Source organism: Salinicola salarius (assembly GCF_003206135.1).
GTDB lineage: Bacteria > Pseudomonadota > Gammaproteobacteria > Pseudomonadales > Halomonadaceae > Salinicola > Salinicola salarius.
Genome location: NZ_PZJT01000006.1, coordinates 123,847 through 149,824 on the forward strand (window position 1 = coordinate 123,847; position 25,978 = coordinate 149,824).

Sequence of the window (25,978 nt, forward strand, 5' to 3'; positions counted from 1 at the left end):
GTCGTCAGACCGGGCGTTTTGCGTTGGCGATCGGCTATCTTCTATCGGCTATCGAAACCGGGATAGCAGGCCGACGTCGGCAATTCAGGGCGCCAGACGGGTGCGATGCCACTCCTGCGTCTGGAGGTCTCGACGCGTGTAGCGCACACGGTCGTGCAGTCGGCTGCGCTGGCCCTGCCAGAACTCGATCGCATGGGCGACGAGACAGTATCCCCCCCAGTGCGGCGGTCTTTCCACGGACTGGTTCGCGTAAACCTGCTCGAAGCGCGACAACCGTTCCTGCATCCAGTCCCGATTGGGGATTTCGACGCTCTGCTGAGACACCCAGGCTGCCAGCTGACTCTTGCGAGGCCGGCTGGAGAAGTAATCGTCCGACTGCTTGGCATCGACCTTTTCGACACTGCCCTCGACACGAACCTGGCGCTGCAGTCCCGGCCACCAGAACACGAGGGCGGCATTGGGAACATGGGCAAGCTCGTTGCCTTTCTGACTCTGGTAGTTGGTATAAAAGCGGAAACCCTGTGCGTCGAAGCCCTTCAACAGCACGATGCGCGCATGGGGATAGCCTTCGCTGTCCACCGTAGCCAGCGTCATGGCATTGGCATCCGCCCCTTCGCTCTCGGTCGCCTGCTTCAGCCAGTCTTCGAACAAGGGGAGCGGTGTATCGGGGGTGTTTTCCGGCGCCAGGGCTTCGCCTTCGTAGTCCCGTCGCATACCGGCGAGGTCGCTCATCTGTGATTCTCCGTGCAGCGATGTGAGTTGGTGATCATTGTAGCCTGACCGGCTGGTGGATGATGCTGGCTTGCCTTAGTCATTAGCCTAGGGTTGTTTGGCATCCCAGCGCGAATCGCTAGCCCAGACGTGCATGGAGCGCCAGCACGGCCCCGCAGCAGCACCAGCCCAGCACGGCGTAAGGCAGGTTCCAGCGCAGCATCTCCCGAACGGCAATCTGGTAGCGTACGCAGATGGCCAGATTGCTGCCGGATAGCGGGCTGCTGCCGGTACCCAGTGCCCAGCACATCAAGAACAGCATCCCGAGCAGGGTCGGATCGGGATGGAGCGGTGCAATCAGCGGCGCCAAGGTGGCGATACCTATCAAGGGATGGATGCCAGTAAACGAGATGATCACGATCATGCCGAGCGCAAACCAGGCTTGCCAGTGTCCGAAATGGGCGATTGGCAGGTCGAGTCCGTCGGGTAGGCTGGCCAGCAGCGCCGCCAGCCCGGTAGAGATGACGCCGGCGCCCAGGAACAGTGCAAATTGCGGGGCCAGCCGCTGTAATCCATACGTGAACTGATGGTGCATGCGCTCGCGCCGATGATCCCTTGGCATCAACAGAAACGAGAACAGCGGGGCAACGATGGCAATGATCAGCGGGATCGAGAGCCCTGGCCAGAGCAGGTGCAGCACAATGACCACGAGCGCCAGCAGGCAGGGCATCAGCAGTGCGCTCTTCTCGATGGGATAGCCGGTGAATGGGGCTTTCAATCGCCAGACATCGATCCAGTTGAGGATCAGCAGCAATGCCGCTGCCAGCAGTCCCCAGGGGACCAGATTCAAGTAGTTGAGCCCGGGCGCGTAGGTCAGAGCCACGCCCATGGCGACGAAGAACGGCGACCAGGCCGCGGCGGCAGTGAAACCTCGCCCGAGGATGAGCGCCTGTGAGCGCGTCAGTTTTCCTTCCCGCTGCATGCGTTCACCGAACAGGAAGACCACCGAGAGATTGATGGCCGCGCCGAACAGGTGGGCGCCCAGCATGGTGCCGATCATGCTGCCTGGCCGTTGTGGGTTCTTGGTGGCCATGGGCGTGGCCATGGTCAGAAAACTCACGCCGGCAAACATCATCAGCAGCGACTGATTGATGGTGAGCGCTTCCAGCAAGGGATAGGGCGTTCCGCGAACCAGCGCCACGCCCCACAGCAACAGGCCGGCGGCAAAGAGCGTGCCGGCCTGACGGCGCGAAGTCCGAGGGAGTGTGCGAAATAGCCGTAGCGTTGCCAGCCAGGCCAGTACGGCGGCCGGCCAGACCGGCCAGCCAAACAGATTGCAGGCCACACTGAGTGCCAGCATGGCAAGAATCAAGATGCTCGAAGGCCTCATGAGACGCGACGATCGAGCCTGCCGCGCAAGCGAGCGTATCGGTAGGCCATGATCGCCAATGCGCCGGCGGCCAGGATTTCGGCAAAAACCAGCACCGAACCGCCGCCCTTGCTGACGATCATCAGGCCTTGAACGACGTAAAGCACGCCCAGGGCCGTCAACCAGATATGGCCTCGACGCCGCTGCATCAACACTGTCGGTAGAAACAGTACCAGTGGCAGGATTCTCACCAGTAGCGCCGCGACCTGCGCATGCTGCTGGATATAGTGCCAAATGCCGCTGATCACCAGCAGCGCCAGCAGCGTCGCATAGGCAATCCATACCGCGCGTCGGGCTGTGCCGAGAGCCGCTATCTCTGAATGCTGGGTGGGAACTTCACTCATGAACGTGCATCCCTCATCGCCTTGAGTGCAAGGGAAAGCTGAGCGAGGCGGCTACCTTGCGCGAATGCCAACTTGCGCTCATCGGCGTCGATTTCCCGATCTGCGTTCGGGCCGGCCAAATGGCTGGTGCCGTAAGGCGTTCCGCCGCTCTGGGTACTCAACAGCGTCGTCTCGCTATAAGGGACGCCAGCGTACACCATGCCATGATGAAGTAGCGGGATCAGCATGGTCAGCAAGGTGCTTTCCTGCCCACCGTGCAGGCTGGCCGTCGAGGTGAACGCCGTCGCGGGCCGATCGACCAGCGCGCCATTCATCCAGAGCCCGCTGGTCGTGTCGAGAAAATACTTGAGCGGTGCGGCCATGTTGCCGAATCGGGTCGGGCTGCCCAGCGCTAAGCCCGAGCAGTGGCGTAGATCGGCTTCGTCGACGTAAATGGCACCCTCGTCAGGTATTTCCGGCGCAGTCGCTTCGCAGACCGGCGAGACCGCCGGCACAGTGCGCAGACGCGCTTCAATGCCGGAAACGCTCTCGATTCCGTTGGCCAGCTGCTCTGCGAGCGTCTTCGTTGCTCCCTGTCGCGAGTAATAGAGCACCAGAACGTAAGGCGTGGTAGGGCTGGTGGCGGCCGTGTGGTCGGTCATGGCTGTTCCTCGAGAGCGAGCGGAAAATCAGGGGGATTCAAATCAGTTGAAGAACGGCCTGTGGCGGACGTCCGATGACCGCATATTCGCCGTCATCGGCGATGGGGCGTTGCAGAAGGCGCGGATGTTCGACGATGGCATCGATGATCTGGGTTCGTGTCGGTTCGCCGATGCCCTGGGCTTTCCACTCTGGCTCTTCACGGCGCAGCATACGATCGGCATCGTCGCCCAGGCGTCCGGCCAGACCCTCGAGCTGTTCCCGAGTCAGCGGATCATTGAGGTAGAGGTGTTCGATGACTTCCACGCCTCGAGATTCCAGCAGAGCCAGAGCTTCGCGAGATTTGGAGCAACGGGGATTGTGATACAGCGTGAGCGTTGGCATCGGTACGACGGGACCTTGTGTGGCAGAGCGTCTTCACAGGAATGATCCGAGGACGGTGACCCGCATTGTAGCGGTTGTAGCAATGGCGCCTCAATCGAGTGTTGGATCGAACCACCTGCATTTATACCGTTATCTTTTTCCGTTACCACCTTAATCAAACAATCGTTTGTAGACCCAGGCAGTAGTGCCGTCGGCAAGTTTGACGCTTTCGCGCGTATATCGAATGCCTAGACGCTCGTAACGGTCCAGCGCTTTCAGGGCGGCAGGGTCGATCGTCAGAACCTCACCATGCACTTCGGCACCCGGCTGTGGCTGGATATCGAGATCCTGACGATGATATCCCGGCAATGTCGCCTCGCGTGTTTCGATTGGCGTGCCCATGATGATCCAGCGCAGCCAGTCGTAGCGCAGCGTGCCATAGACGAAAACATCCTGCTCCGGAATCCGCTCGTCGATAACGGCAGTTTCCGAAGGGTGGTAACCATACGGGCTCATGAAGGTATACCAGAAGCCTCCGGAACCGATGGCGATTCCTATGACCAGCAAGATGAAAAACCATTTGCAAAAGCGTCGCATCACGAAAAATCCCTATCGGCATGGCGGGGCGCGAGAGCCATTGTCGTCAATCTCCACAAGATGCGGATACTGCCTGTCGGCAAGATGGTTGCCATGACATTGATCATGACATCGAACCCCATGCTAGCATTTGAAGTCCAAGCGCTAACCACGTTACTGACGGAGGAACGCCATCATGAGTCACGCTGCCAACGACTACCAGGCATTCCGCGAAGCCTTGGGTAACGATGTGCAACCCCTCAAGAAAGGTCGCGACAAGGTCGCGATGGTTCGGGCCCAGACGTCACCCTCCGATGCCCAGCTGGCACGCCGCGAGAGTGCCTTGCAGACCAACGAGGATGAACGCGATTTTCTCTCCGATGAGTTCGTCGACCTGGTTGGTGCGCACGATCCCATCGAATTTCGCCGTGACGGTATTCAGATTGGCGTACTGGAGCGATTGCGTCATGGCGGCTACACCGCCGAGGCGCGCCTGCACATCATGCGCATGCCGGTGATCGAGTGCCGTCGCGCGGTATTCGGCTTTCTCCGTGACGCTTACGAACATGACCTGCGCAGCGTTCTCATCGTTCACGGGCGCGCTCGTGATGATGATGGACACGCCAACATCGTGCGGTCGTATCTCAATCACTGGCTCAGGCAATTCGAGCAGGTTCAGGCGTTCAGTACGGCGCCACCTCAGCAAGGCGGGATGGGGGCCACTTTCGTGATGCTGCGCAAGTCCGATCGCGCCAGGGCACGTAATCGCGAACGCCAGCAGAAACGGCGGGGGTGAAACGGTGAAACGCGATCGCCCCGGCGCAGTCATCAGGCGGGGCCGGGGCGATCATGTCTTCAAGCTTTCGGTATTTGTCGACTTCCAACATTTATCGACTTTCGATATTTGTCGAGAAGGTCTGCCGAAATGGCGGTGATTCAACCGGCCTGGCGTTCACGCATCCGACGCCGGAATAGCGGCTCCGTAGTATCGGTGCCCGGTTGGTAACTCAGGCTGAAGCTATCCAGGGCATGCAGGGCATCCTCGACGATCTGATCCTCGCGCAGCGAGAAGGCGTCGAAACCACATCGCGACATGTAGAATAGCTGATCGATCAGGACATCCCCCACGGCACGAACCTGACCGCCATAGCCATAGCGCTCTCGCAGCAGCCGCGCGATGCTGTAGCCACGGCCATCGGTAAACTTGGGGAAATCGATGGCGATCAGCGATGCATCGAGCAATTCCTCGGCGAGTTCGGGCGTGAGCTCGGTATCGCTGGTCAGCAGCGGGGCAACGTCTTCGCCCCGAGCTTCCCGCCACGCCGCCAACGGAACGATGACCCGTGTGCCCGCCGGACGCTCCGCGCCTTCCTCGAGGAGCACCCAGTCGTCATCCTGGACGCGGCGATCAGCGATCAGAGTACGATGCTGTTCAGGCATAGACTTGCTCCTTGAAGGGTTTCAGGCCGATGCGACGATAGGTATCCAGGAATGTCTCGTCGGGGGTGCGCTCTCCGATGTAGACCTTGAGCAGCTTGTCGATCACGTCCGTCACGTCTTCACGGTAGAAGGAGGGGCCGAGGATCTTGCCCAGGGAAGACTCGTTGCCCTGGCTGCCACCGAGCGAGATCTGGTAGTACTCCTCGCCTTTCTTGTCGACACCGAGAATACCGATATGGCCGACGTGATGGTGGCCGCAGGCATTCATGCAGCCTGAGATGTTGAGCTCCAGCGGGCCCAGGTCATAGAGAAAATCCAGGTCCTCGAAGCGTTGCTGAATCGACTGGGCGATCGGAATCGACTTGGCGTTGGCCAGCGCACAGTAGTCGCCACCGGGGCAGCAGATCAGGTCGGTCAGGGTGCCCACGGTAGGATTGGCCATGCCCAGGGCATCGAGACGCTGCCAGAGTTCCTCCATGCGATCCACCGGCACGTCGGTCAGCACCAGATTCTGCTCGTGAGTGACGCGTAGTTCGCCATAGCCGAATTCGTCGGCCAGGTCCGCCACCGCGGCCATGTCCTCGGAGGTCACGTCGCCGGGCGAGTGCTGGTGACGCTTGAGCGACAGGGTCACGGCCTTGTAGCCGCGCACCTTATGGTCCGTGACGTTGTTGGTCACGAAGCGTGCAAAGGCGCGGTTTTCCCCGCGCAGGCGCTCGAAGGCCGCGATGGCGTCTTCGGCGACCTCACGGCGGGGCGGATCGACGAAATGCTCGGCCACGGCGGAAACCGCTTCCTCGGTCAGGGTCTGGGGACCATCCTTGAGATGAACCCATTCTTCTTCGACGCGACGTCGGAATTCATCGATACCCAGCGCCTTGACCAGAATCTTGATGCGCGCCTTGAACTTGTTGTCACGACGACCGAACTGGTTATACACCCGTACCAGAGCTTCCAGGTAGGTGAGCAGATGTCGCCACGGCAGGTCCTCGCACATCACGCTGGCGATCATCGGGGTGCGTCCCAGGCCGCCGCCGGCGAGCACCTTGACGCGAACCTCGCCCTCGTCGTCCCGCCAGAGGCGCAGACCTACGTCGTGGACCTGGATGGCTGCGCGATCTTCCTCGGCACCGGTCACGGCAATCTTGAACTTGCGTGGCAGATAGGCGAATTCCGGGTGGAAGGTCGACCATTGACGAATCAGCTCGCACCAGGGACGTGGGTCGACATCTTCGTCGGCGGCAATACCGGAAAACTGGTCGGTAGTCGTGTTGCGGATATCGTTGCCGCTGGTCTGGATGGCATGCATCTGCACGCTGGCCAGATCGGCCAGAATGTCCGGTACGTCCTCGAGCTTCGGCCAGTTCAGCTGCAGATTGGTTCGCGTGGTGAAGTGGCCGTAGCCACGATCGTAGCGTGCGGCAATCTCGCCAAGCTTGCGAAGCTGATAGGAGGCCAGCATTCCGTAAGGGATCGCAATACGCAACATGGGGGCGTATCGCTGAATATAGAGGCCATTCTGCACGCGTAGCGGCAGGAATTCCTCATCGCTGATCTTGCCCTCGAGATAGCGGCGCATCTGATCGCGGAACTGGTCGACGCGCTCGTCGACGAGCGTCTGGTCATAGGAATCGTAACGATACATTCGGGCCTAATCCTGCTAGTCATGGATTGCCAAGGCGAGCACCTTACCGCGTGCGCTTTATTCTATGAAAGAATAAATAATCATATTTTATTGCCTTGCCGTTATTACACCGGCGAAGCTACGAGGCCTTCGAGGCAGGCAATTCTCCATTGGCATCGGGGTCGTAAGAGAGCACCGGCATCAGCCAGCGCTCCATTTCTGCAAGTGTCATCCCCTTGCGTTGGGCCAGGCTCTCGACCTGGTCGCGACCGATCTTGCCCGTCGAGAAGTACTTCGCTCCGGGATGGGCGAAGTACCAGCCGGATACCGCTGCGGCAGGCCACATGGCAAAACTGTCGGTCAGTTCGACACCGGCATTGTCCGTAGCGTCCAGCAACCGAAACAGCGCGGCTTTCTCGGTGTGGTCGGGACAGGCCGGATAACCGGGCGCCGGACGAATGCCTTGATACTTCTCGGCGATCAGGGCTTCGTTGTCCAGTGTCTCTTCCGGCGCGTAGCCCCAGAACTCCTTGCGCACGCGCTCGTGAAGCCGTTCGGCGAATGCTTCCGCCAGGCGGTCGGCCAGGGCCTGGACCAGGATCGCATTGTAGTCGTCGCCAGCCGCCTCGTAGCGCTTGGCCAGCTCGTCGACGCCATGTCCGGTAGTGACGGTGAAGCCGCCGATCCAGTCGAGTTTGCCACTGGTCCTGGGTGCTATGAAGTCCGCCAGACTGTAGCAGATGCCATCACGGCCCTTGGTGCTCTGCTGTCGGATATGATGGAGTCTTTCGACTACCGTGTCACGGCGCGTATCGGCATACACTTCGATGACATCGTCGTCGACACTGTTGGCCGGCCACAGGCCGATCACGCCACGAGCCTGAAGATGACGCTCGTCGATCAGCTTGCGCAACATGGTCTGCGCATCGTGGAACAGGCTGCGCGCCGCTTCGCCAACCACGTCATCCTCGAGAATCCTGGGATACTTGCCGGACAACTGCCAGGTCATGAAGAAGGGCGTCCAGTCGATGAACTCGACCAGCTCTTCGAGATCGTAGTCGTCGAACACGGTGAGTCCGGGCTGGATCGGCTTGACCGGGTCGAAGCCATTCCAGTCGGTATCGAAGCGGCGTTTCCTGGCCGCGGCGTAGTCGAGGTCGGCGGCCTTGGGGCGGCGCTTGGCATTGCGCTCGCGAACCTGATCGTACTCTTTCTGGATGTCGGCAAAATAAGCCGGCTTTTGCGTCGGCGAGAGCAGGCGACTGGCAACGCCCACGGCGCGGGAAGCGTCGCTGACATAGATCACCGGCTCGTCGTACTGCGGCGCGATCTTGACTGCGGTGTGGGCTTTCGAGGTCGTGGCACCTCCGATCAGTAGCGGCAACTCGAAGCCTTGACGTTTCATCTCCTTGGCAACATGGACCATCTCGTCCAGCGAGGGCGTGATCAGCCCGGAGAGGCCGATGATATTGGCGTTTTCATCACGCGCGGTCTTGAGAATCTTCTCGGCGGGGACCATCACGCCGAGATCGATCACTTCATAGTTGTTGCATTGCAGCACCACGCCGACGATGTTCTTGCCGATGTCATGTACGTCGCCTTTGACCGTGGCCATCACGATCTTGCCCTTGGATTGGGTGTCGCCGGACTTCTCTGCCTCGATGTAGGGAATCAGGTAAGCCACCGCCTGCTTCATCACGCGGGCGGACTTGACTACCTGGGGCAGGAACATCTTGCCGGCGCCGAACAGATCGCCGACCACGTTCATGCCGTCCATCAACGGTCCCTCGATCACCTCGATGGGATGCTCGGCGACCTGACGAGCTGCCTCGGTATCTTCCACGATATGGCTGGTGATGCCCTTGACCAACGCATGTTCGATACGCTTGTCGACCGGCCAGCTGCGCCATTCGAGATCTTCCTTCTTGGCCGTGCCGCCGTCGCTACGGTAGCGCTCGGCGATGTCGAGCAACCGTTCGGTGCCGTCGTCACGGCGATTGAGCACGACGTCTTCCACTGCTTCACGCAGCTCGACGGGCAGGTCGTCGTAGACCGCCAGCTGGCCGGCGTTGACGATGCCCATGGTCATGCCTGCCTTGACGGCATGATAGAGAAACACCGAATGGATCGCTTCGCGCACCGAGTTGTTGCCACGGAACGAGAAGGAGACGTTGGAGACACCGCCCGAAATCATGGCATGGGGCAGATTCCTGTGGATCCACTGGGTCGCCTCGATGAAATCCACGGCGTAGTTGTTGTGCTCTTCGATCCCGGTGGCGATGGCGAAGATGTTGGGATCGAAGATGATGTCTTCGGCCGGGAAGCCGATTTCGTCCACCAGCAGCCGATAGGCGCGTTCGCAGATTTCGGTCTTGCGCGCGAAGGTATCGGCCTGGCCTTGTTCGTCGAATGCCATCACGACGATGGCGGCGCCATGGCGGCGACATTCAGTGGCTTGTTGTCGGAATGCTTCCTCACCTTCCTTGAGCGAGATCGAATTGACGATCGCCTTGCCCTGGATGCACTTGAGCCCGGCCTCGATGATCGACCATTTCGACGAGTCGACCATGATCGGTACACGGGCGATGTCGGGCTCGCCGGCGATCAGGTTGAGGAAACGCACCATCGCTTCCTCGGATTCCAGCATGCCTTCGTCCATGTTGATATCGATGACCTGCGCACCGTTCTCGACCTGTTCCAGGGCCACTTCCAGAGCGGTGGTGTAATCCTCTTCCTGGATCAAGCGCTTGAAACGCGCGGAGCCGGTCACGTTGGTGCGTTCGCCGACATTGACGAACAGCGAGTCCGCCTCGATGTTGAACGGCTCGAGGCCGGAGAGGCGGCAGGCGACAGGGCGCTCGGGAATGGGGCGGGGCGCCACGCCGTCGACGGCGCGCTTGACCGCGGCGATGTGCTCCGGGGTCGTACCGCAGCAGCCGCCAATGACGTTGATCAAGCCGCTGCGGGCAAATTCGCCGACGATCGCCGCCATCTCCTCGGCGCTCTGGTCGTACTCGCCGAACTCGTTGGGAAGCCCCGCATTGGGATGAGCGGAGACGAAGGTATCGGCCTTGTTGGAAAGCTCTTCGAGATAGGGGCGCAGCTCTTCGGCACCAAGCGCACAGTTCAGGCCGATCGACAGTGGCTGGGCATGACGCACGGCGTTCCAGAATGCCTCGGTGGTCTGGCCGGAGAGCGTACGCCCGGAGGCATCGGTGATGGTGCCGGAGATCATCACGGGCAAGCGCTTGCCACGGGCTTCGAACAGCGCTTCCAGCGCGTAGATCGCGGCCTTGGCGTTGAGCGTGTCGAAGATCGTCTCGATCAGGATCAGGTCGGCGCCGCCTTCGATCAGGGCCGTCGCGGCTTCGGTGTAGTTGTCGCGCAGCTGATCGAACGTCACGTTGCGCCTGGCGGGATCGTTGACGTCCGGCGAGAGCGATGCGGTGCGCGAGGTCGGACCCAGCACACCAGCGACATAGCGCGGGATGCCGGTTTCTGCGGCGACCGCGTCGCAGACTTCGCGCGCCAGACGGGCAGCCTCGCGGTTGAGCTCGGCCGTCAGCGACTCCATGCCGTAATCCGACTGCGAGAGCTGCGTGCTGTTGAAGGTGTTCGTCTCGACGATGTCTGCCCCGGCTTCGAGGTAGGCCCGATGGATCGACTCGACGATATCCGGGCGCGTCAGCGTCAGCAGGTCGTTGTTGCCCTTGAGCTCGCTGGGCCAGTCGGCGAAGCGCTTGCCGCGGAAGTCCGCTTCTTCCAGTCGGTAGTCCTGCAGCATCGTGCCCATGCCGCCATCGAGGATCACGATGCGCTCGCCGAGCGTCTGTCTCAGTGCTTGACTCAACGGATCGGGCGCAGCAGTGGTGTCAATGGCAGGCATGGTGGCAACTCTCCAACAGCGAGGGAAACGATTGCGTCCCGTCCGAGACGCCAAGGGGCCGCATGGTATCAGAAAGGCTCATGTGGCGGGACTTCGACGACAGTCCGACAATAAGCCTGACTAAATCACTCGGGATTGTTTTGATGGCCGCTTTTTTCTACCATAGCGATACATCTCAAGCAGAGTCCGCAGTCTCATGAGCCAACCGATTCAGATCACCGAAAGCGGCCAGGAGTATCTGGCCGAATTGCTGGCCAAGCAGAACGTCGACGATATCGCCGTACGCGTCTTCATCACGCAGCCCGGCACACCGTACGCCGAGACCTGTCTTGCCTATTGTCGTCCGGGGGAGGAGGAGCCGAGCGACGAACGGCTCGAACTGGAGAAATTCAGCGTCTATCTCGACAAGAATAGCGTGCCATTCCTGGAAGAGGCCGTTGTCGACTTCAATCCGGATCGTATGGGGGGGCAGCTGACCATCAAGGCGCCCAACGCCAAGATGCCGAAGGTCAATGCCGACAGCCCGCTTGAAGATCGCGTCAACTATATCCTGTACAGCGAAATCAACCCGGGTCTGGCCTCGCATGGCGGCGAAATCCGGCTGATTCAACTGACCGAAGAACAGATCGCCGTTCTGCAGTTCGGTGGCGGTTGCCAGGGCTGTGCGGCGGTGGATCTGACGCTCAAGGAAGGGGTCGAAAAGACGCTGATGGAGCGTATCCCGGAATTGGCGGGTATTCGCGATGTGACCGATCACACCGATACGACCAATGCCTACTATTGATTGATCGTCACGACCGCGGCTTGCGGTCGAGATAGCGCCAGATCGCATCTCGGGCCGAAGCCCGGCGATGAAAACGCGAACCGGTACCATTTCCTGCGGGGAGCCTTCGGCGAAGGTTCCCCGCGTTTTCGTGGTTCCGGTCTCGTTGCGAACTCGTGTCGAATTTCAGCTTCTCCGCCTGCGGCCGATAGTTGTCGGAAGCAGAATCGAACGATCAGACAAGCGCTGTTAGCGGAGATCAGTGAATGCATTCGACATGGGGAAAGCGGCTTTGCCGTGGTTATCTGGCTTGTCTCCTGGCCTTGGGGAGCCTGCCTGTCTGGGCGGGGTCTCCGATCGTGATCGGTACCGGCGGAAGCGCTGGCGTCTATTTACCGGTAGGGCAGGCCATGTGCGAGCTTTACCAACAGGCCACGGGGTCGGCGTGCCAGGCGCTGACGACCGGCGGCTCTCTCTACAACGCCAGCGCCATTCGCAACGGCGAGCTGGATTTCGGCATCGTCCAGTCGGATATTCAGTATGCGCTCTTCCACGGCACCGAGCAGTTCTACGATAGCGGGCCCAGCAAGGAGGTAAGAGCGCTTTTCTCGCTGCATGCCGAGGCATTTACCGTGGTTGCCACACCGCCCGAGATCCGCAATTTCGATGATCTTGCAGGCAAGCGGGTCAATGTCGGCAACCCGGGTTCTGGTCAACGCGCCACGCTCAACTTGTTGCTGGAAATGAAGGGGGAGACGGAAGGCATCTTTGCGCTGGCCAGCGAGCTGAAGCCTACGGACATGAGCCGAGTCATGTGCAGCGGGAAACTGGATGCGTTCCTGTATGTGGTGGGCCATCCCTCGCAGGCGATCGACGAGGCGACTCGGGGCTGCGGAGCCCATCTGGTCAATGTAGCGGGTCCTGAGGTGGATGCGCTGATCGAGCAGATGCCGTACTACGGCCTCACCGTGATCCCCGGTGGCACCTATGTCAATAATCCCGACGACACCGTCACCTTCGGTGTCCGGGCGACGTTACTGTCGCGCAAGGATGTCGATGAGGAAAGCGTCTACCAACTGGTCAAGGCGGTATTCGAGCACCTGGATGCGTTTCGCCGGTCACACCCTTCGCTGGCGACATTGACCCCGTCCGCCATGGTTCACGAAGGGTTGACCGTACCACTGCATGCAGGCGCAAGACGCTACTACGAAGAGGTCGGGTTGCTGCCACCCGGCAGCGAATGACTCGAGGTGGCAGGCTTCGGCAGGCTTCAACTGGCCGTTGGGGGCAGGGCAGCACGAGACAGACGTTCATGAAGCTCCCGGTTGGCTGCCCGTAGATTCTTGAGTTCGCTTTCCAGTCGCTGGCGTTCCTGCTGCATGGATTTGACCCGGTCATCGCTGACCCGCTTTTCACTCTCGGTCTGTTCCATGTGCACCTTGTCGGCACGCAGCGATTCCTGAAGCTGACCATACTGCCGGCGCTGTTCGGAGAGATCCTGCTGCAAGCGTTCGCAGCGCTGGTCCAGCGAGGTCAGGCGCTGCTCGTATTGTCTTTCCTGTTTCAAGCGCTCCTGACGGGCCTCTTCCAGCAATCCCATGAGACGCGTTTCGGCGGACTCGTGGCGCTTCTCTTCCTGCGCGAGCTTGGCCTGATTGGCCTGATGCTGTTTGGCCATCGCGTCGCGGTGCTGCCTTTCGGCCTGCTCCAGACTGGACTGGTGGCGCTGGCAGGCCTGTTCGAGTTGCAGGATGCGCTTCTGCTGTTGGCTTTGAGCGGATTGCAATGACTGGAGTTCGGCCTGGAGATGAGCGGCTTCCGTCGTCTTGGTCTCGAGCCGTTCCTGAACGCGGAGCATGTGGTCGTTGAGTGCCTGCAGCCGCTGCTCGGCATTCTCGCTCTGGCGTTGCGCCTGATGACTGATCTCGTCGGCCTCGCGGATCTGCTCGTCGGCTTCCTGCCGGTAGATCGCGAGCTTTTCGTAAGCTGCCTGTTGTGCCTTGTCCCAGATATCGGCCACCCAGCTATCCAGGCCTTCCGGGCGCTCGAGGGTGCGCGGGATGGATTGCACCGAATCGCCATTCTGGCGCAAGCGCCATTCGCGAAGATGGTCGCTGATCGTGGTGTAGCTGCCCGTGCCGAGAAGCTCACGTATCTTCTGAACGCTGGCCGCCTCGCCACGTTTCTGCAACGTGTCGATGGCGCGGCAGACGTCATCGTAACGGATACCATTACGTGCCATGTCGAATTCCCTTGTGTTGCGAATGATCCTGGAGCTTCTGAGAACTCTCGGGATACAGCATAGATGCTTTACGTAAAGTGTATACGTAAAAATTTCCGTGTCATATCAGATCATCTCTTCTATGGGGATACGTTCGCTCAGGCCCTATAATGAAGATATTCAAATATAGGAGGCGCCATGAGTATTGGACAGGCCCAGGCCGAGCTGCTGGACGAATTCTCGATGTTCGATAACTGGATGGATCGTTATCAGTACATCATCGACATGGGGCGCCAATTGCCTGACTATCCCGAGTCGGACAAGGTGGCGGCCTACAAGATCGAAGGGTGTCAGTCGAATGTATGGCTGCGATCCACCCAGGAAGCGGGGCGGCTGCATTTTCTGGCCACGTCGGACGCGGCCATCGTCAGCGGATTGATCGCCATTCTGATGCGTGTCTACGACAAACGTGAACCGCAGGAAATTCTCGAGGGTGAGCCTCAATTTCTCACTGAGCTGGGGCTGGACAAGCATCTGTCTCCGACACGCAGTAACGGCTTGCATGCCATGATCGAGCGGATCTACGCCATCGCTCGTGAAGCCCAGGCCCACCAATAGATTCACTGACCGCCCGGCTCGTCACCGTCTCGCTTTTCGTCGCCGGCACCGGCACCGGCGCCGTTGTCCGGCCGGCAGTGGCAGGATTTCTGCCGAGGTTCCGGCACCGGATCGACGCCGCCGGCATGGAAGGGGTGGCATTTCGACAGGCGTCGCAAACTCAGCCAGCCTCCACGCCACGGGCCATGAAGGCGAATGGCTTCCAGCGCATAGCTGGAACAGGTCGGCCAGAATCGGCAGCGCGGGCCGAGCAGGGGGCTGATGCCGTAGCGGTAGCCCTGGATGACGGCGGTCATCAGCCAGGTGGCGAGCTTGGCGATCACGTCACGCCTCAGCGCTTTCCGCCGTAGAGTTCTTCCTTTGACATCAACGGGTCGCTATCGATTTCCCCGGCCGTCGGCGTGAGTCGAAGGTAGAAGCAGCTACGGCGACCGGTATGGCAAGCGGGACCGGATTGGTCGACTTTGAGGAGCAGGGTGTCGCCGTCACAATCGAATCGGGCCTCGACGAGATGCTGCTGCTGGCCCGAGGTTTCGCCTTTGCGCCAGAAGGCCTGTCTCGAGCGAGACCAGTAACAGACTCGACCCGTCGACAGCGTCTCTTCCAGAGATGCGCGATTCATCCAGGCCATCATCAGTACCTCGCCGCTATCATGCTGCTGCGCAATGGCGGGTATCAAACCGTCAGCATTCCATTTGGCGGCCGATAGCAAATCGGATAGCGCCACCGAGGTATTGGTAGGTAATTGTTCGAGATCGTGAAAGAAACCGGACATGAGAGTTCCGTCGAGCTGGAGATGAGCTTAGCGTGATCAGGCCTTTTCGAGACAGGCGTCGCAGGCGCCGAGCAGCTCGATGGTCTGGCGCTGGATCGTGAACCCGCGTTCCCGTGCCGTGGATGCCAGCATTTCACCGACGGCTTCCTGATGCAGTTCCTCGACACGTCCGCAGTGACGGCAGATCAGCAACTGGAATCGGTGGACGTGTTCGGGGCACGGGCAGGCAATGTAGGCATTGAGCGATTCGATGCGATGGACCAAACCTTGCTCGATCAGGAAATCCAGTGCCCGATAGACCGTCGGCGGTCTCGCGGACGCATGTTCGTCCGACAGACGATCCAGCAGATCGTAGGCCTTGAGACCACCTGGCGTACTGGAGATCATTTCCAGTACGCGACGGCGGATCGGCGTAAAGCGTACGCCGCGTTCCTGACACTGTTGATCTGCCTGTTTGAGCAGCACATCCGAATCGAGCATCGAACTTCCCGGTAAGCATCGAGAGGGCCACATTCTACGCGTTAGCGCTGGAAGGAACCACCGGACAAGAATTCACCCGGATGGGGTGGATCGTCATCCAGGGATTCGACATGCCGGTGCATGCAAGACAATACGTACACAGCCTATTTAACATAATATATATTATGCGAACCCGTGGGATATCATGATCCGAGCCATCCAGCCTGCATGCCGATATGTTTATCGCTCGGGATTTCGAAATACTGCTCGGTTTACCACGAGGTTGCGCTACGCTGATGTGACATCGAGAAATGGGTCGCGTCGGGTCTGCGACATATCGCCACACTGACGCGGAGTTTCCCGCCAGCGTCTGATCAGAAGCCATTTTTTCGGTACAATGCCGACCGCGAAATCCCTACTTCGTTGGCGACGTCCGATGCTTCGGTACGCCATTGCGCGTCGTGTCAGAGTTGTCAGCCCTGGCTAGCGGCGTATGATGCAGGCCGCTAACCGATTGTTGCAGGGCCGAAAAGCTTTCCTCCACTGGGGTCGTGAGATGAGAAAAAGGAACTCCCTCAAGTATTTGAGTGTGATGACGTGGTTAACCGCGCCATTATTGTTGAGTGGCTGTGGCTCAGCGCTGATGGATCCGACCGGCGAGATTGGTCAGGGTCTGAAATCGCTGATCATCACGGCCTTCGGTTTGATGCTGATCGTGGTCATTCCGGTCATCGTGATGACTATTCTGTTTGCTTGGAAATATCGCGGAACCAATCTCGCGGCCAAGTACACGCCAAACTGGGAGCACTCGAACATCATCGAGGTCTTCGTTTGGGCCATTCCGTGCGTCATCATTTTCTTTCTTGCCATCCTGACATGGCAGACGTCGCACTCTTACGATCCGCACAAGCCGATTGCCAGTGAAGAGGAAACCATGACGATCGATGCGATCTCGCTCGATTGGAAATGGCTGTTCATCTATCCGGACGAAGGCATTGCCACCATCAATGAGCTGGCCATTCCGGTGGATACGCCGGTTCACTTCCGCGTGACCTCCGGTACCGTCATGAACTCGTTCATGATTCCGACGCTGGGTAGCCAGATCTACGCCATGGCCGGCATGGACAACGATGTCTATCTCGAAGGCAACGAGATCGGCACCTTCCGTGGCCGTTCGACCCAGTACAGCGGCGAAGGCTTCTCGGAAATGCTGTTCGACACACACGTAACGTCGGATGCGGATTTCCAGGCATGGGTCGACAAGATCAAGCAGTCACCCAACACCATGATGTTCCCGGAAGACTATGAACAGATCGCCGAGCCTTCCATTGCCCATCCGGTGGAGTATTTCTCTCAGGTTTCGCCTGATTTCTACGGCGACCTGATCAATAGTTACAAAGCGAGTCATGGCGGCAGCGACAGTCATGGCGAGCAAAACGAAGCACGGGAGTCTTCAATGCCCATGAGTGCGCAGGCAGCGGAGTAACGTCATGTTCGGAAAACTCAGCTTAGATTCGATTCCATTTCACGAACCGATCATCATGGTCACCGCGGTGGCCATCGGGATCATCGGTGCGCTGATCGTCGGTCTGATTACCTATTATCGCAAATGGGGCTATCTCTGGACCGAATGGGTAACGTCCATCGATCACAAGAAGATCGGTGTGATGTACTTCCTCGTTGCGCTCGTCATGCTGATTCGCGGCTTCGCCGATGCGATCATGATGCGAACGCAGCAAGCCATTGCTGCCGGTGGCGCCGAGGGCTATCTGCCTCCCGAACACTACGATCAGATCTTCACCGCCCACGGTGTCATCATGATCTTCTTCGTCGCCATGCCCATGGTCATCGGTTTGATGAATCTGGTCGTGCCGCTGCAGATCGGCGCTCGCGACGTGGCCTTCCCGTTCATGAACAACCTGAGTTTCTGGCTGTTCGCGGTGGGCGTGATTCTGGTGAACATGTCTCTGGTTATCGGCGAGTTCGCCAAGACCGGCTGGCTGGCCTACGCGCCGCTATCGGAGTTGAAATACAGTCCAGGCGTTGGGGTCGACTATTGGATCTGGGCATTGCAGATATCGGGGATCGGGACCACGCTGACGGGGATCAACTTCTTCGTCACCATCCTGAAAATGCGCACCAAGGGCATGTCCCTGTTTCGCATGCCGATCTTCACCTGGACGGCGCTCTGCACCAACGTGCTGATCATTTTGTCGTTCCCGATCCTGACCGTGACCATTGCCCTGCTGACTCTGGATCGCTATCTGGGCATGCACTTCTTCACCAATGATATGGGCGGCAGCCAGATGATGTACGTCAACCTCATCTGGGCCTGGGGCCACCCGGAAGTCTACATCTTGATCTTGCCGGCGTTCGGTGTCTTCTCCGAGGTCATCGCGACCTTTACCAAGAAGCGTCTGTTCGGCTACAAGACCATGGTCTGGGCCACCGTCGTGATCGCATTTTTGTCGTTCACCGTCTGGCTGCACCACTTCTTCACCATGGGCGCGGGTGCTGATGTAAATTCCTTCTTTGGCATTGCAACGATGATCATCGCCATACCCACGGGCGTGAAGATCTTCAACTGGCTGTTCACCATGTATCGCGGGCGCATCCAGTTCACGACGCCGGTACTCTGGACGATCGGTTTCATCATCACCTTTACCCTGGGCGGTATGACCGGTGTCATGCTGGCCGTGCCGGGGGCGAACTTTGTGCTACACAACACGCTCTTCGTCATCGCTCACTTCCATAACGTCATCATCGGCGGCGTGGTGTTCGGGATGATGGCCGGCTTCACGTACTGGTTCCCGAAAGCCTTCGGCTTCACGCTGAGTGAAAAATGGGGCAAGCGCTCCTTCTGGTGCTGGCTGATCGGCTTCTACGTCGCGTTCATGCCGCTGTATGCGCTGAGCTTCTTCGGTGCCATGCGCCGGATGCAGTCCTACGAACAGACCGAGTGGCAGCCGCTGATGATCGTGGCCTGGTTTGGCGCCGTGATCATCGCCTGCGGCATTGCCTGCATCGTGATCCAGCTTGTCGTCAGTATTCGCGATCGCGAGAAGAACCGTGATCTGACAGGCGATCCGTGGGATGGGCGTACGCTGGAGTGGTCTACCTCCTCTCCGCCCCCGAACTACAACTTCGCTTACCTGCCAGATGTCGCGTCCATCGATAGCTACTGGGAGATGAAGCAGCAGCCGGGTGGCTTCAAGCGCGAGCTGGCGACCAAGTTCGAGGACATTCACATGCCCAGGAACACGGCGGAAGGCCCGATCCTGTCGCTGTTTGCCTTGTTGTTCGGCTTTGCGTTGATCTGGCACATCTGGTGGCTGGCGGGTCTGGGGGCCATCGGCATGTTCGTGACGTTCATGTTCCGTATCTTCAATAACGATACCGACTACCACGTCAGCGCCGCGGAGGTCGAAAAGACCGAACGTGAATACCACAAACGGTTGGAGATGCAGGCTTAATCATGGCAACCGACACAATCAAGCAACATGACGCTCATGCCCACGACGGGCATGAGCACCACGACGCAGGCGCAATGAAGATCTTCGGGTTCTGGATCTACCTGATGAGCGATCTGGTGATCTTCGGGACGCTGTTCGCCACTTTTGGGGTGCTGGCCAACGCCACTGCGGGTGGTCCGACCTCGCAGGAGATCTTCGAGCTACCTTTCGTGCTGGTCGAAACCTTTCTGCTGTTGATCAGTAGTTTCACCTTCGGTCTGGCGGTCTTGGCGCAGAATGCTGGCGACCGCGGCGCCGTCCTCAAGTGGTTGGCGGTAACGTTCCTGCTGGGCTTTGGCTTCGTCGCGATGGAGGTGTACGAATTCCATAACCTCATCGCCGAAGGCTACGGTCCGGACCGTAGCGCCTTCCTGTCAGCCTTCTTCACCCTGGTGGGGACCCATGGTCTGCACGTGACCTTTGGCCTGATCTGGATCGCGATCATGTTCTTCCAGATATCCAAACGCGGGCTGGACAGTGTGACCAAACCCCGAATGCTGTGCCTGAGCCTGTTCTGGCATTTCCTGGACATTGTCTGGATCTGCGTCTTCTCCTTCGTCTACCTGATAGGAGCGATGTGACATGAACGATAGTCACACTTCTCACGATGGCACCAGCCACGGTAGCCATAAATCTTATACTGTTGGATTGATTCTATCGATTGCGCTAACGCTGGCGGCTTTTGGCGTAGTCATGCTGGGGAAATTCAGTATCCTGGCAACTGCCATTACGGTGATTGTCACGGCGGTAGTTCAGGTCCTGGTGCAGTTAATTCTTTTCATGCATCTCGAATTTAGAACTCAGCAGGGTCGTGAATCTGGTGGATTTTTTGTATTTACGGCGGTGATCATAGGACTGATTGTCGGGGGATCACTATGGATCATGCACCACCTCCGTCTGAATTTGATGTGATAGCCAAGTGACATACAAGGCTTACAGTTCGTTGACCAAGCCCGGTATCATCTTCGGCAATCTCGTCACAGTCATCGGCGGCTATTTCCTGGCCGCCGGTGGCCGTTTCGAACCGTGGTTATTTCTGGCAGTGGTACTGGGCACCTCGTTGGTCGTCGCGTCCGGCTGTGTTTTCAATAACATTATCGATCGCGATATCGACGGCCATATGGCACGCACTCAGTCTCGAGCCATGGTGACCGGCGAGATTTCGATTCCGATCGCCCTGCTGTTCGGGTGCTTGCTGGGTATCGTCGGTTTTGGCCTGCTGGCGTGGATGACGACGCCGTTGGCTACCGGATTCGCGGCATTAGGCTTTGCCATCTATGTGGGTGCCTATAGCCTCTACCTCAAACGCCACTCGGTCTACAGCACGCTGATCGGAAGTTTATCCGGCGCATCGCCACCGGTGATCGGATACTGTGCGGTGACGGGCACGTTCGATCTGGGTGCCCTGCTATTGCTGATCATTTTCAGCATGTGGCAGATGCCGCACTCCTATGCGATTGCCATCTTTCGCTTCGACGACTACGCCTCGGCATCGATACCCGTTCTACCGGTGAAGCACGGCATCGCGGTGGCCAAGCGACATATCGTGATCTACACGGTGCTGTTCGTGATCGCCTCGGTCATGCTATCGGTTGCCGGCTATACCGGATGGGCCTACGCCATCGTTGCCGTTGCCGTGGGCGGTTACTGGCTCAGTATTACGCTCAGAGGCTTCCGAACCACCAATGATCAAGCCTGGGCTCGCAAGGTCTTCGGTATCTCGATCGTGGTGGTAACTGCATTGAGTGTCATGATGTCACTGGATAGCCGAATGCCGATAGCCGAATCGCTGCTGTCGCTTGCATCAGGATGATCGGATCGAGATTGACGGATTGACCTTCCCCCTGGTTTAAGTCCGCCCACAATGTGAGAAGCCGCCGCTCCAAGCGGGGCCAATTTGTCCATGGAGCGGTTATTTCGAAGCTACAAGAGCGAATGGATGTCCGCGACCGGTTACTTATCGGTGCGTTAGGCTTTACGGGATATCGGCTTCTACCTGATGCTGCGCTACAACCAGCAGCGCCCCTACATGCATGCATGACGTTCCTTGTGCCTCTTCGTTATTTCACGATGGCCATTTCGTGTGATGGCTATCGATCACAAAAGCGTGCCGATGAGTGCTGCAACAGATCGCCGCGATTCGCGGGGCGGTGAATGGGTTGATGGCCGCCGTCATGGAGGGGCACCTGACTGATCACGTCGTCAGGGAGCCCGAACTGGCGCAGCGGCAACAAGACTTGGACGCGGTACTACAGGTCATTAAGTCCTACCTCAAGTAAGGCAGATAAAAGCCTGGCACACGGAAGACTCAAAATGAATGAGAGTAAAAAAGCAAGACCACCACCACCCGCTCGAAGAAAAGGCTCAAAGGCACTGGCGCCGGTACGACGATCACCAGCGACTAGGATGACTTCTGCTACGGGACGACAGCCGTGGCGAGCCACGGCTTCCTTTGTGAATATATCCAATCGTAATGTGGCAGGTGCAAACTGCCTTTCATTAGCGCGGAAAAACATATCGACCCAATGGCCTGATAGAGAGTGAGAGCGGCTCGCGGGGAATCTCGATGGCCAATATACGAAGGAGGCATCAATGTCAGACCACAATCATAGCCATAGTGGCGGCAAGACCTTGTTGTTTGCACTGGTCTTCACTACAGGTTTTGCAGCTGTCGAAGTATTCGGCGGCCTGATAGCTGATTCGCTTGCCCTGTTATCGGACGCAGGCCACATGCTTACCGATTCATTGTCGTTAGGGATTGGTGCCTTCGCCGCTTGGCTGGCCAAGAAGCCGGCATCGCGTCAGCATTCCTTTGGACTCAAGCGCGCCGAAATTCTCGGAGCCCTGTTTAACGTGCTGTTTATGTTCGGAGTGATTGTATTTATCGCCTATGAAGCGATCCGCCGCATGGCAGACACCCCCGCTGTTGCCGGTGGCATGGTTTTGGCGATCGGCGGGCTCGGTTTGCTGGTGAATATCGCAGTGGCTTGGGCGCTGATGCGTGGAGAGCAGACTATAAACGTTCGCGGAGCGCTCCTGCACGTAATGGGAGACTTGCTGGGCTCGGTCGCTGCGCTGGTTGCCGGGGCGGTCATTTATCTGGGCGGGCCGCCCATTGCGGACCCGATCCTGTCTCTTTTCGTCAGCCTATTGATTCTGGTATCCGCCGTTCGACTACTGCGTGAGGTGACGCAAGTGTTGATGGAAGGCGTGCCAGAAGGAATCGATGCACATGAAGTCGGCTGCGCCCTTGTCCGGGTCGACGGCGTTTTTGCTATCCATGACATGCATATCTGGAGCCTATCATCAAACAGTCAAGCTCTAGCGGCGCATATTGATGTGGAAGCGATGGGACGATGGGAAGAGATACTGCCGCAGTTGCAAACGATATTGCGGGGGCGCTTCGGTATTGAGCACACCACCTTACAACCCGAGGATGCCGCTATCCGTCACGTTTGTGATGCCGATCCTGATTGCGGGGCTGGTGATGTGAATTAGGAGACCACAGGCAGCAGAGCCCCGTCTAGGCTGCATGTAACAGCGTCAATAAAGAATAGCAAGCCCCCTAGGGGGCTTGCCTGCTTCTGAACCGCTCCTGCCGTCGTGCGGACACCTTTCGGTTGACGAGACCAGCGGCATATCCACGCCAAGATCGGGGGTGTGGAGATGTCATGGGCTCTATGCCTGGCTGGAAGTGTTTATGAATCCATTCTCGCTACGATGACCATGTGACTCTCGGCGTTCTGCCAATAGGACAGCATGAACCGTGCTGCTTTCATTGAGGCGTTTCTCTTGCTGACCAAGTTGCGACAATGCGGACGCTTCCATACCCACGCCGTCGTCCTCAATGTCAATAATCCGTTATTTCTGTGTATGCGACATGCCACGCGTCCGCGAGACCTCCGCAACCAGCCCGCCACCGAAGTTTCCCAACGCGGGAAGCAATGCCAGGCCGAACACCATCCAAATGCTATCCATGATCACCTTCCCTGGTCGATGTCTAGCTCTAGCACTCGCCTTCAAGCACTCGCCGGCGAAGCGGCCTGGCCCGAGCTTTCCGGCGGCACATTGACGGAGGCTCCACCGCCGCGTGTCGGGCCCTGTCGATTCTCGAACCGTAACAGACGCAGCGCATTCAGCGTCACTAGTACGGTGGCGCCGGTATCAGCCATGATAGCCACCCACAACCCGGTCAGACCAAACATGGTCGTCAACAGGAATACCGCCTTCAGGCCCAGCGCGATGGTGATGTTCTGGCGAATATTGTTCATGGTGGCGCGAGCCAGACGAATCATAGTCGCTATGTCGGTCACGCGATTACGCAGCAAGGCGCCATCGGCCGTTTCCAGGGCGACATCGGTGCCCGAGCCCATGGCCACGCCGACGTCGGCGGTGGCGAGTGCAGGCGCGTCGTTGATCCCGTCGCCCACCATGATCACCCGGTCCTTGGCGACCATTCCCTTGATTGCCGTGACCTTGTCGTCAGGCAGCAAGCCTGCCTGGAACTCGATGCCCAGCGGATCGGCAATCGCTTTCGCGGTACGGGGGTTGTCACCGGTCAGCATCACCGAGCGGATGCCCAGTGCCTGGAGATCCTTGATGCCGTCGATGGCGTCCGTGCGCGGCTCGTCACGCATGGCAATCAGTCCGACGATCGCGCCGTCCCTAAACACCACGACGGCCGTCTTGCCCTGCTCCTCCAGCGCAGCGATCCGCGTCTTCAGAGCCTCTGTCAGTACGCCCTGGTCTTCAGCGTAGCGTGGCGAACCGACATAGCTACGATGACCGTCCACGCTTGCCTCGACACCATGGCCGGCGATGACGCGTGCGTCCGCCCCTTGAGAAAACGCGATATGACGCGATTCGGCATGACTTAACACCGCCTCGGCGAGCGGGTGGCTGGAGCCGGCCTCGACACTGGCGGCCAAGGCAACGACATCAGCCTCATCGTGGTCATCGGCAGCCGCTTGCACGTCGGTAACGACTGGTTTCCCGGCGGTCAGGGTGCCGGTCTTGTCGAAGGTCACGAGGCTAGCCTTGGCGGTGGACTCGATCACCGCGCCCCCCTTCAACAATAGCCCGCGGCGTGCCCCGGTAGACAGCGACGAGGCGATCGAAGCCGGTACCGAAATTACCAGCGCACACGGGCAGCCAATCAACAGCAGCGCCAGGGCTCGATAAGTCCATTCACCCCAAGCGCCGCCGAAAAGTAGCGGAGGAATGATCGCAACGAGTAGCGCGGTACCGACCACAGCGGGCATATAGACACGGCTGAAGCGATCAATGAAACGCTCGGTGGGCGCACGGGCTTCCTGTGCTTCTTCCACCAAGCGGATGATCCGCGCGATGGTATTGTCTTCGGGCGCCTTGGTGACGCGAATACGCAGCACGGCATCATTATTGATGGACCCGGCGAAGACCGACTCGTCGAGGGTCTTGCTCTTGGGCACCGATTCACCGGTCACCGGCGATTCATCGATAGAAGACGTTCCTTCAATGATCTGCCCATCGGCAGGAATCCGGTCGCCGGGTCGCGCGACGACGACCTGACCAATCTTCAGATTCGCGGCATTGACCTTGCGAGTCGCCCTCTGTGCGTCTTCGACCAGCGCGCTCTTGGGCACTAGATCACCCAGCGCGCGAATACTCGAGCGGGCACGATCCGCGGCCACCCCTTCAAGCACTTCGCCGACGGCGAACAGGAAGACCACCAGCGCCGCCTCCTCGGCGGCACCGATGATCAGCGCGCCACCGGCAGCGATGGTCATCAGCATTTCTATCGTGAATGGCATGCCCGCTCGTGCAGCGGAAAAAGCACGTTTCGCTACGGGAACCAGCCCGACCAGACACGCCAGGATGAAGCCCCAATAAGCCAGAGACTCCGAGGCCACCAGGCGCACCGCCACGGCGGCCAGCAGGACAGCCCCGGTCATGACCACCAGCCGGCCCTTGCCATGCAGAAACCAGCGTTTCGGTGAGGCCGACACTGCCTCGGCGACGCCTTCGTCAGCTGTGGAGCTGGCGCCATTGGAGCCATTACCGGTTATGGCGGTGCGCGGCGTTACACTGTAACCGAGCCGCTTGATCGATTTCTCGACGCTGTCCGGCGAGGTTTGCTGTTCGTCGAGCTTCAGCGTGAGCGTCTCGTTCATGACCGACACTTTGACGTCGGAGACTCCCGGCAGGTTCTCCACACCGCCACGAATTTTCGCCGCGCAACTGGCGCAGTCCATGCCGCCGACCTTCCAGCTGAGCGTGCTCTCGGCGTCGGCCCGATCAGGTACCGTCACCGTTTCCGCGTCGTTGTCTTGAGCGTTACCGTCACAGCAAGGTGAATGACATTCGGATGAGTTTTCTGGACTGGCAGTATCAGAATCAGGCATGAATTGGACGGAATAGCCAAGTCGCTCGACGGTCTTCGCGACACGCTCCATCGAGGTTTGTCGCGTGTCCAGCCCAAGCCTCAGCGTCTCCTTCATCACCGAAACCTGAACGTCGGAAACGCCTTTCAGGCGTTCCACCGCACCACGGATCTTGCCGGCGCAGCTTGGACAGTCCATGCCTTGAACGGTCCACTGGTATGGGTTATCGGATACTTCGGGATTTGTAGCTGGCATG

General features: G+C 59.0%; 25 protein-coding genes and 1 pseudogene. 12 read left to right on the forward strand and 14 right to left on the reverse strand.

What is annotated here, in order from left to right:
• Positions 1–84: 84 nt before the first annotated feature.
• From pdxH to DOM32_RS07090, 6 genes are all read right to left on the reverse strand, one after another.
• Positions 85–732: a pyridoxamine 5'-phosphate oxidase gene (gene pdxH / locus DOM32_RS07065; RefSeq protein ID WP_071231204.1), complete on the reverse strand. Its 648-nt coding sequence runs from the start codon at positions 730–732 to the stop codon at positions 85–87.
• 118 nt (positions 733–850) lie between these two features.
• Complete coding sequence (locus DOM32_RS07070; RefSeq protein WP_110632696.1) at positions 851–2,071, reverse strand: hypothetical protein; 1,221 nt, start codon at positions 2,069–2,071, stop codon at positions 851–853.
• 26 nt (positions 2,072–2,097) lie between these two features.
• A complete protein-coding gene (locus DOM32_RS07075; protein ID WP_071231202.1) occupies positions 2,098–2,484 on the reverse strand; it encodes a DUF2069 domain-containing protein in 387 nt (128 codons plus the stop codon).
• A complete protein-coding gene (gene wrbA, locus DOM32_RS07080; protein ID WP_110632700.1) occupies positions 2,481–3,125 on the reverse strand; it encodes an NAD(P)H:quinone oxidoreductase in 645 nt (214 codons plus the stop codon). Before wrbA ends, DOM32_RS07075 begins: the two co-directional genes overlap by 4 nt.
• A 37-nt stretch (positions 3,126–3,162) precedes the next feature.
• The gene (locus DOM32_RS07085) at positions 3,163–3,507 is read right to left on the reverse strand and encodes an arsenate reductase family protein (RefSeq protein WP_110632703.1); all 345 of its coding nucleotides are present in this window, start codon (positions 3,505–3,507) and stop codon (positions 3,163–3,165) included.
• 150 nt (positions 3,508–3,657) lie between these two features.
• Positions 3,658–4,053 (reverse strand): gamma-glutamylcyclotransferase family protein, encoded by a 396-nt coding sequence (locus DOM32_RS07090; RefSeq protein ID WP_157957033.1) that lies wholly within the window; start codon positions 4,051–4,053, stop codon positions 3,658–3,660.
• Positions 4,054–4,258: 205 nt separating this feature from the next.
• Between DOM32_RS07090 and smrA the strand changes: the two genes are divergently transcribed.
• Positions 4,259–4,858, forward strand: coding sequence for a DNA endonuclease SmrA (smrA, locus tag DOM32_RS07095; protein WP_110632709.1), 600 nt, complete (start codon positions 4,259–4,261; stop codon positions 4,856–4,858).
• Positions 4,859–4,998: 140 nt separating this feature from the next.
• On the opposite strand, the gene DOM32_RS07100 is transcribed toward smrA, so the two are convergent.
• The 3 genes from DOM32_RS07100 to metH form a co-directional block, all read right to left on the reverse strand.
• Positions 4,999–5,502, reverse strand: a complete 504-nt coding sequence (locus tag DOM32_RS07100) for a DUF934 domain-containing protein (protein WP_110632712.1) — start codon at positions 5,500–5,502, stop codon at positions 4,999–5,001.
• Positions 5,495–7,147, reverse strand: a complete 1,653-nt coding sequence (locus tag DOM32_RS07105) for a nitrite/sulfite reductase (protein ID WP_071231196.1) — start codon at positions 7,145–7,147, stop codon at positions 5,495–5,497. The genes DOM32_RS07100 and DOM32_RS07105 overlap by 8 nt, the downstream gene beginning before the upstream one ends.
• A 118-nt stretch (positions 7,148–7,265) precedes the next feature.
• Positions 7,266–11,012, reverse strand: a complete 3,747-nt coding sequence (gene metH / locus DOM32_RS07110; RefSeq protein WP_110632715.1) for a methionine synthase — start codon at positions 11,010–11,012, stop codon at positions 7,266–7,268.
• Positions 11,013–11,208: 196 nt separating this feature from the next.
• On the opposite strand from metH, the gene nfuA reads away from it, so the two are divergent.
• On the forward strand, positions 11,209–11,796 hold the full coding sequence (nfuA, locus tag DOM32_RS07115) for a Fe-S biogenesis protein NfuA (protein WP_071231194.1): 588 nt from the start codon (positions 11,209–11,211) through the stop codon (positions 11,794–11,796).
• 245 nt (positions 11,797–12,041) lie between these two features.
• Positions 12,042–13,019 carry a TAXI family TRAP transporter solute-binding subunit gene (locus DOM32_RS07120; protein ID WP_110632718.1) on the forward strand — a complete coding sequence of 326 codons (978 nt, stop codon included), beginning with the start codon at positions 12,042–12,044 and terminating at the stop codon, positions 13,017–13,019.
• A gap of 26 nt (positions 13,020–13,045) precedes the next feature.
• Here DOM32_RS07120 and DOM32_RS07125 read toward each other — a convergent pair whose 3' ends face one another.
• Entirely contained in the window at positions 13,046–14,017 is a 972-nt protein-coding gene (locus tag DOM32_RS07125; RefSeq protein WP_110632721.1) for a DNA-binding protein, read from the reverse strand.
• Between the two features lie 177 nt (positions 14,018–14,194).
• Between DOM32_RS07125 and DOM32_RS07130 the strand changes: the two genes are divergently transcribed.
• Entirely contained in the window at positions 14,195–14,614 is a 420-nt protein-coding gene (locus tag DOM32_RS07130; RefSeq protein ID WP_110632724.1) for a SufE family protein, read from the forward strand.
• A gap of 2 nt (positions 14,615–14,616) precedes the next feature.
• Here DOM32_RS07130 and yidD read toward each other — a convergent pair whose 3' ends face one another.
• Genes yidD through DOM32_RS07145 form a run of 3 tightly spaced genes read right to left on the reverse strand, consistent with a single transcriptional unit; the run spans position 14,617 to position 15,869 of the window.
• Entirely contained in the window at positions 14,617–14,937 is a 321-nt protein-coding gene (gene yidD / locus DOM32_RS07135; RefSeq protein WP_478013334.1) for a membrane protein insertion efficiency factor YidD, read from the reverse strand.
• Between the two features lie 8 nt (positions 14,938–14,945).
• Positions 14,946–15,389 (reverse strand): phosphoribosyl-AMP cyclohydrolase, encoded by a 444-nt coding sequence (gene hisI, locus DOM32_RS07140; protein ID WP_110632727.1) that lies wholly within the window; start codon positions 15,387–15,389, stop codon positions 14,946–14,948.
• Positions 15,390–15,425: 36 nt separating this feature from the next.
• A complete protein-coding gene (locus tag DOM32_RS07145) occupies positions 15,426–15,869 on the reverse strand; it encodes a transcriptional repressor (RefSeq protein WP_110632730.1) in 444 nt (147 codons plus the stop codon).
• A 472-nt stretch (positions 15,870–16,341) separates the two neighbouring features.
• Between DOM32_RS07145 and cyoA the strand changes: the two genes are divergently transcribed.
• The 8 genes and pseudogenes from cyoA to DOM32_RS07180 all read left to right on the forward strand — a co-directional run bounded on the left by cyoA (position 16,342) and on the right by DOM32_RS07180 (position 22,858).
• Complete coding sequence (cyoA, locus tag DOM32_RS07150) at positions 16,342–17,334, forward strand: ubiquinol oxidase subunit II (RefSeq protein ID WP_306298813.1); 993 nt, start codon at positions 16,342–16,344, stop codon at positions 17,332–17,334.
• A 4-nt stretch (positions 17,335–17,338) separates the two neighbouring features.
• Entirely contained in the window at positions 17,339–19,321 is a 1,983-nt protein-coding gene (gene cyoB, locus DOM32_RS07155) for a cytochrome o ubiquinol oxidase subunit I (protein WP_087720339.1), read from the forward strand.
• A 2-nt stretch (positions 19,322–19,323) separates the two neighbouring features.
• A complete protein-coding gene (cyoC, locus tag DOM32_RS07160; protein WP_071231185.1) occupies positions 19,324–19,941 on the forward strand; it encodes a cytochrome o ubiquinol oxidase subunit III in 618 nt (205 codons plus the stop codon).
• Between the two features lies 1 nt (position 19,942).
• Complete coding sequence (gene cyoD / locus DOM32_RS07165) at positions 19,943–20,272, forward strand: cytochrome o ubiquinol oxidase subunit IV (protein ID WP_071231184.1); 330 nt, start codon at positions 19,943–19,945, stop codon at positions 20,270–20,272.
• A 7-nt stretch (positions 20,273–20,279) separates the two neighbouring features.
• Positions 20,280–21,173 carry a heme o synthase gene (gene cyoE, locus DOM32_RS07170; protein ID WP_071231183.1) on the forward strand — a complete coding sequence of 298 codons (894 nt, stop codon included), beginning with the start codon at positions 20,280–20,282 and terminating at the stop codon, positions 21,171–21,173.
• 81 nt (positions 21,174–21,254) lie between these two features.
• A pseudogene (locus DOM32_RS18030) lies at positions 21,255–21,401 on the forward strand (IS3 family transposase); the annotation flags it as partial.
• Between the two features lie 76 nt (positions 21,402–21,477).
• Positions 21,478–21,639, forward strand: a complete 162-nt coding sequence (locus DOM32_RS18225) for a metal-sensing transcriptional repressor (protein ID WP_239496096.1) — start codon at positions 21,478–21,480, stop codon at positions 21,637–21,639.
• A 313-nt stretch (positions 21,640–21,952) separates the two neighbouring features.
• Positions 21,953–22,858 (forward strand): cation diffusion facilitator family transporter, encoded by a 906-nt coding sequence (locus DOM32_RS07180; protein WP_071231182.1) that lies wholly within the window; start codon positions 21,953–21,955, stop codon positions 22,856–22,858.
• A gap of 521 nt (positions 22,859–23,379) precedes the next feature.
• Here the strand turns inward: DOM32_RS07180 and DOM32_RS07190 are convergent.
• Positions 23,380–25,977 carry a heavy metal translocating P-type ATPase gene (locus DOM32_RS07190; protein WP_110632733.1) on the reverse strand — a complete coding sequence of 866 codons (2,598 nt, stop codon included), beginning with the start codon at positions 25,975–25,977 and terminating at the stop codon, positions 23,380–23,382.
• Position 25,978 lies beyond the last annotated feature (1 nt).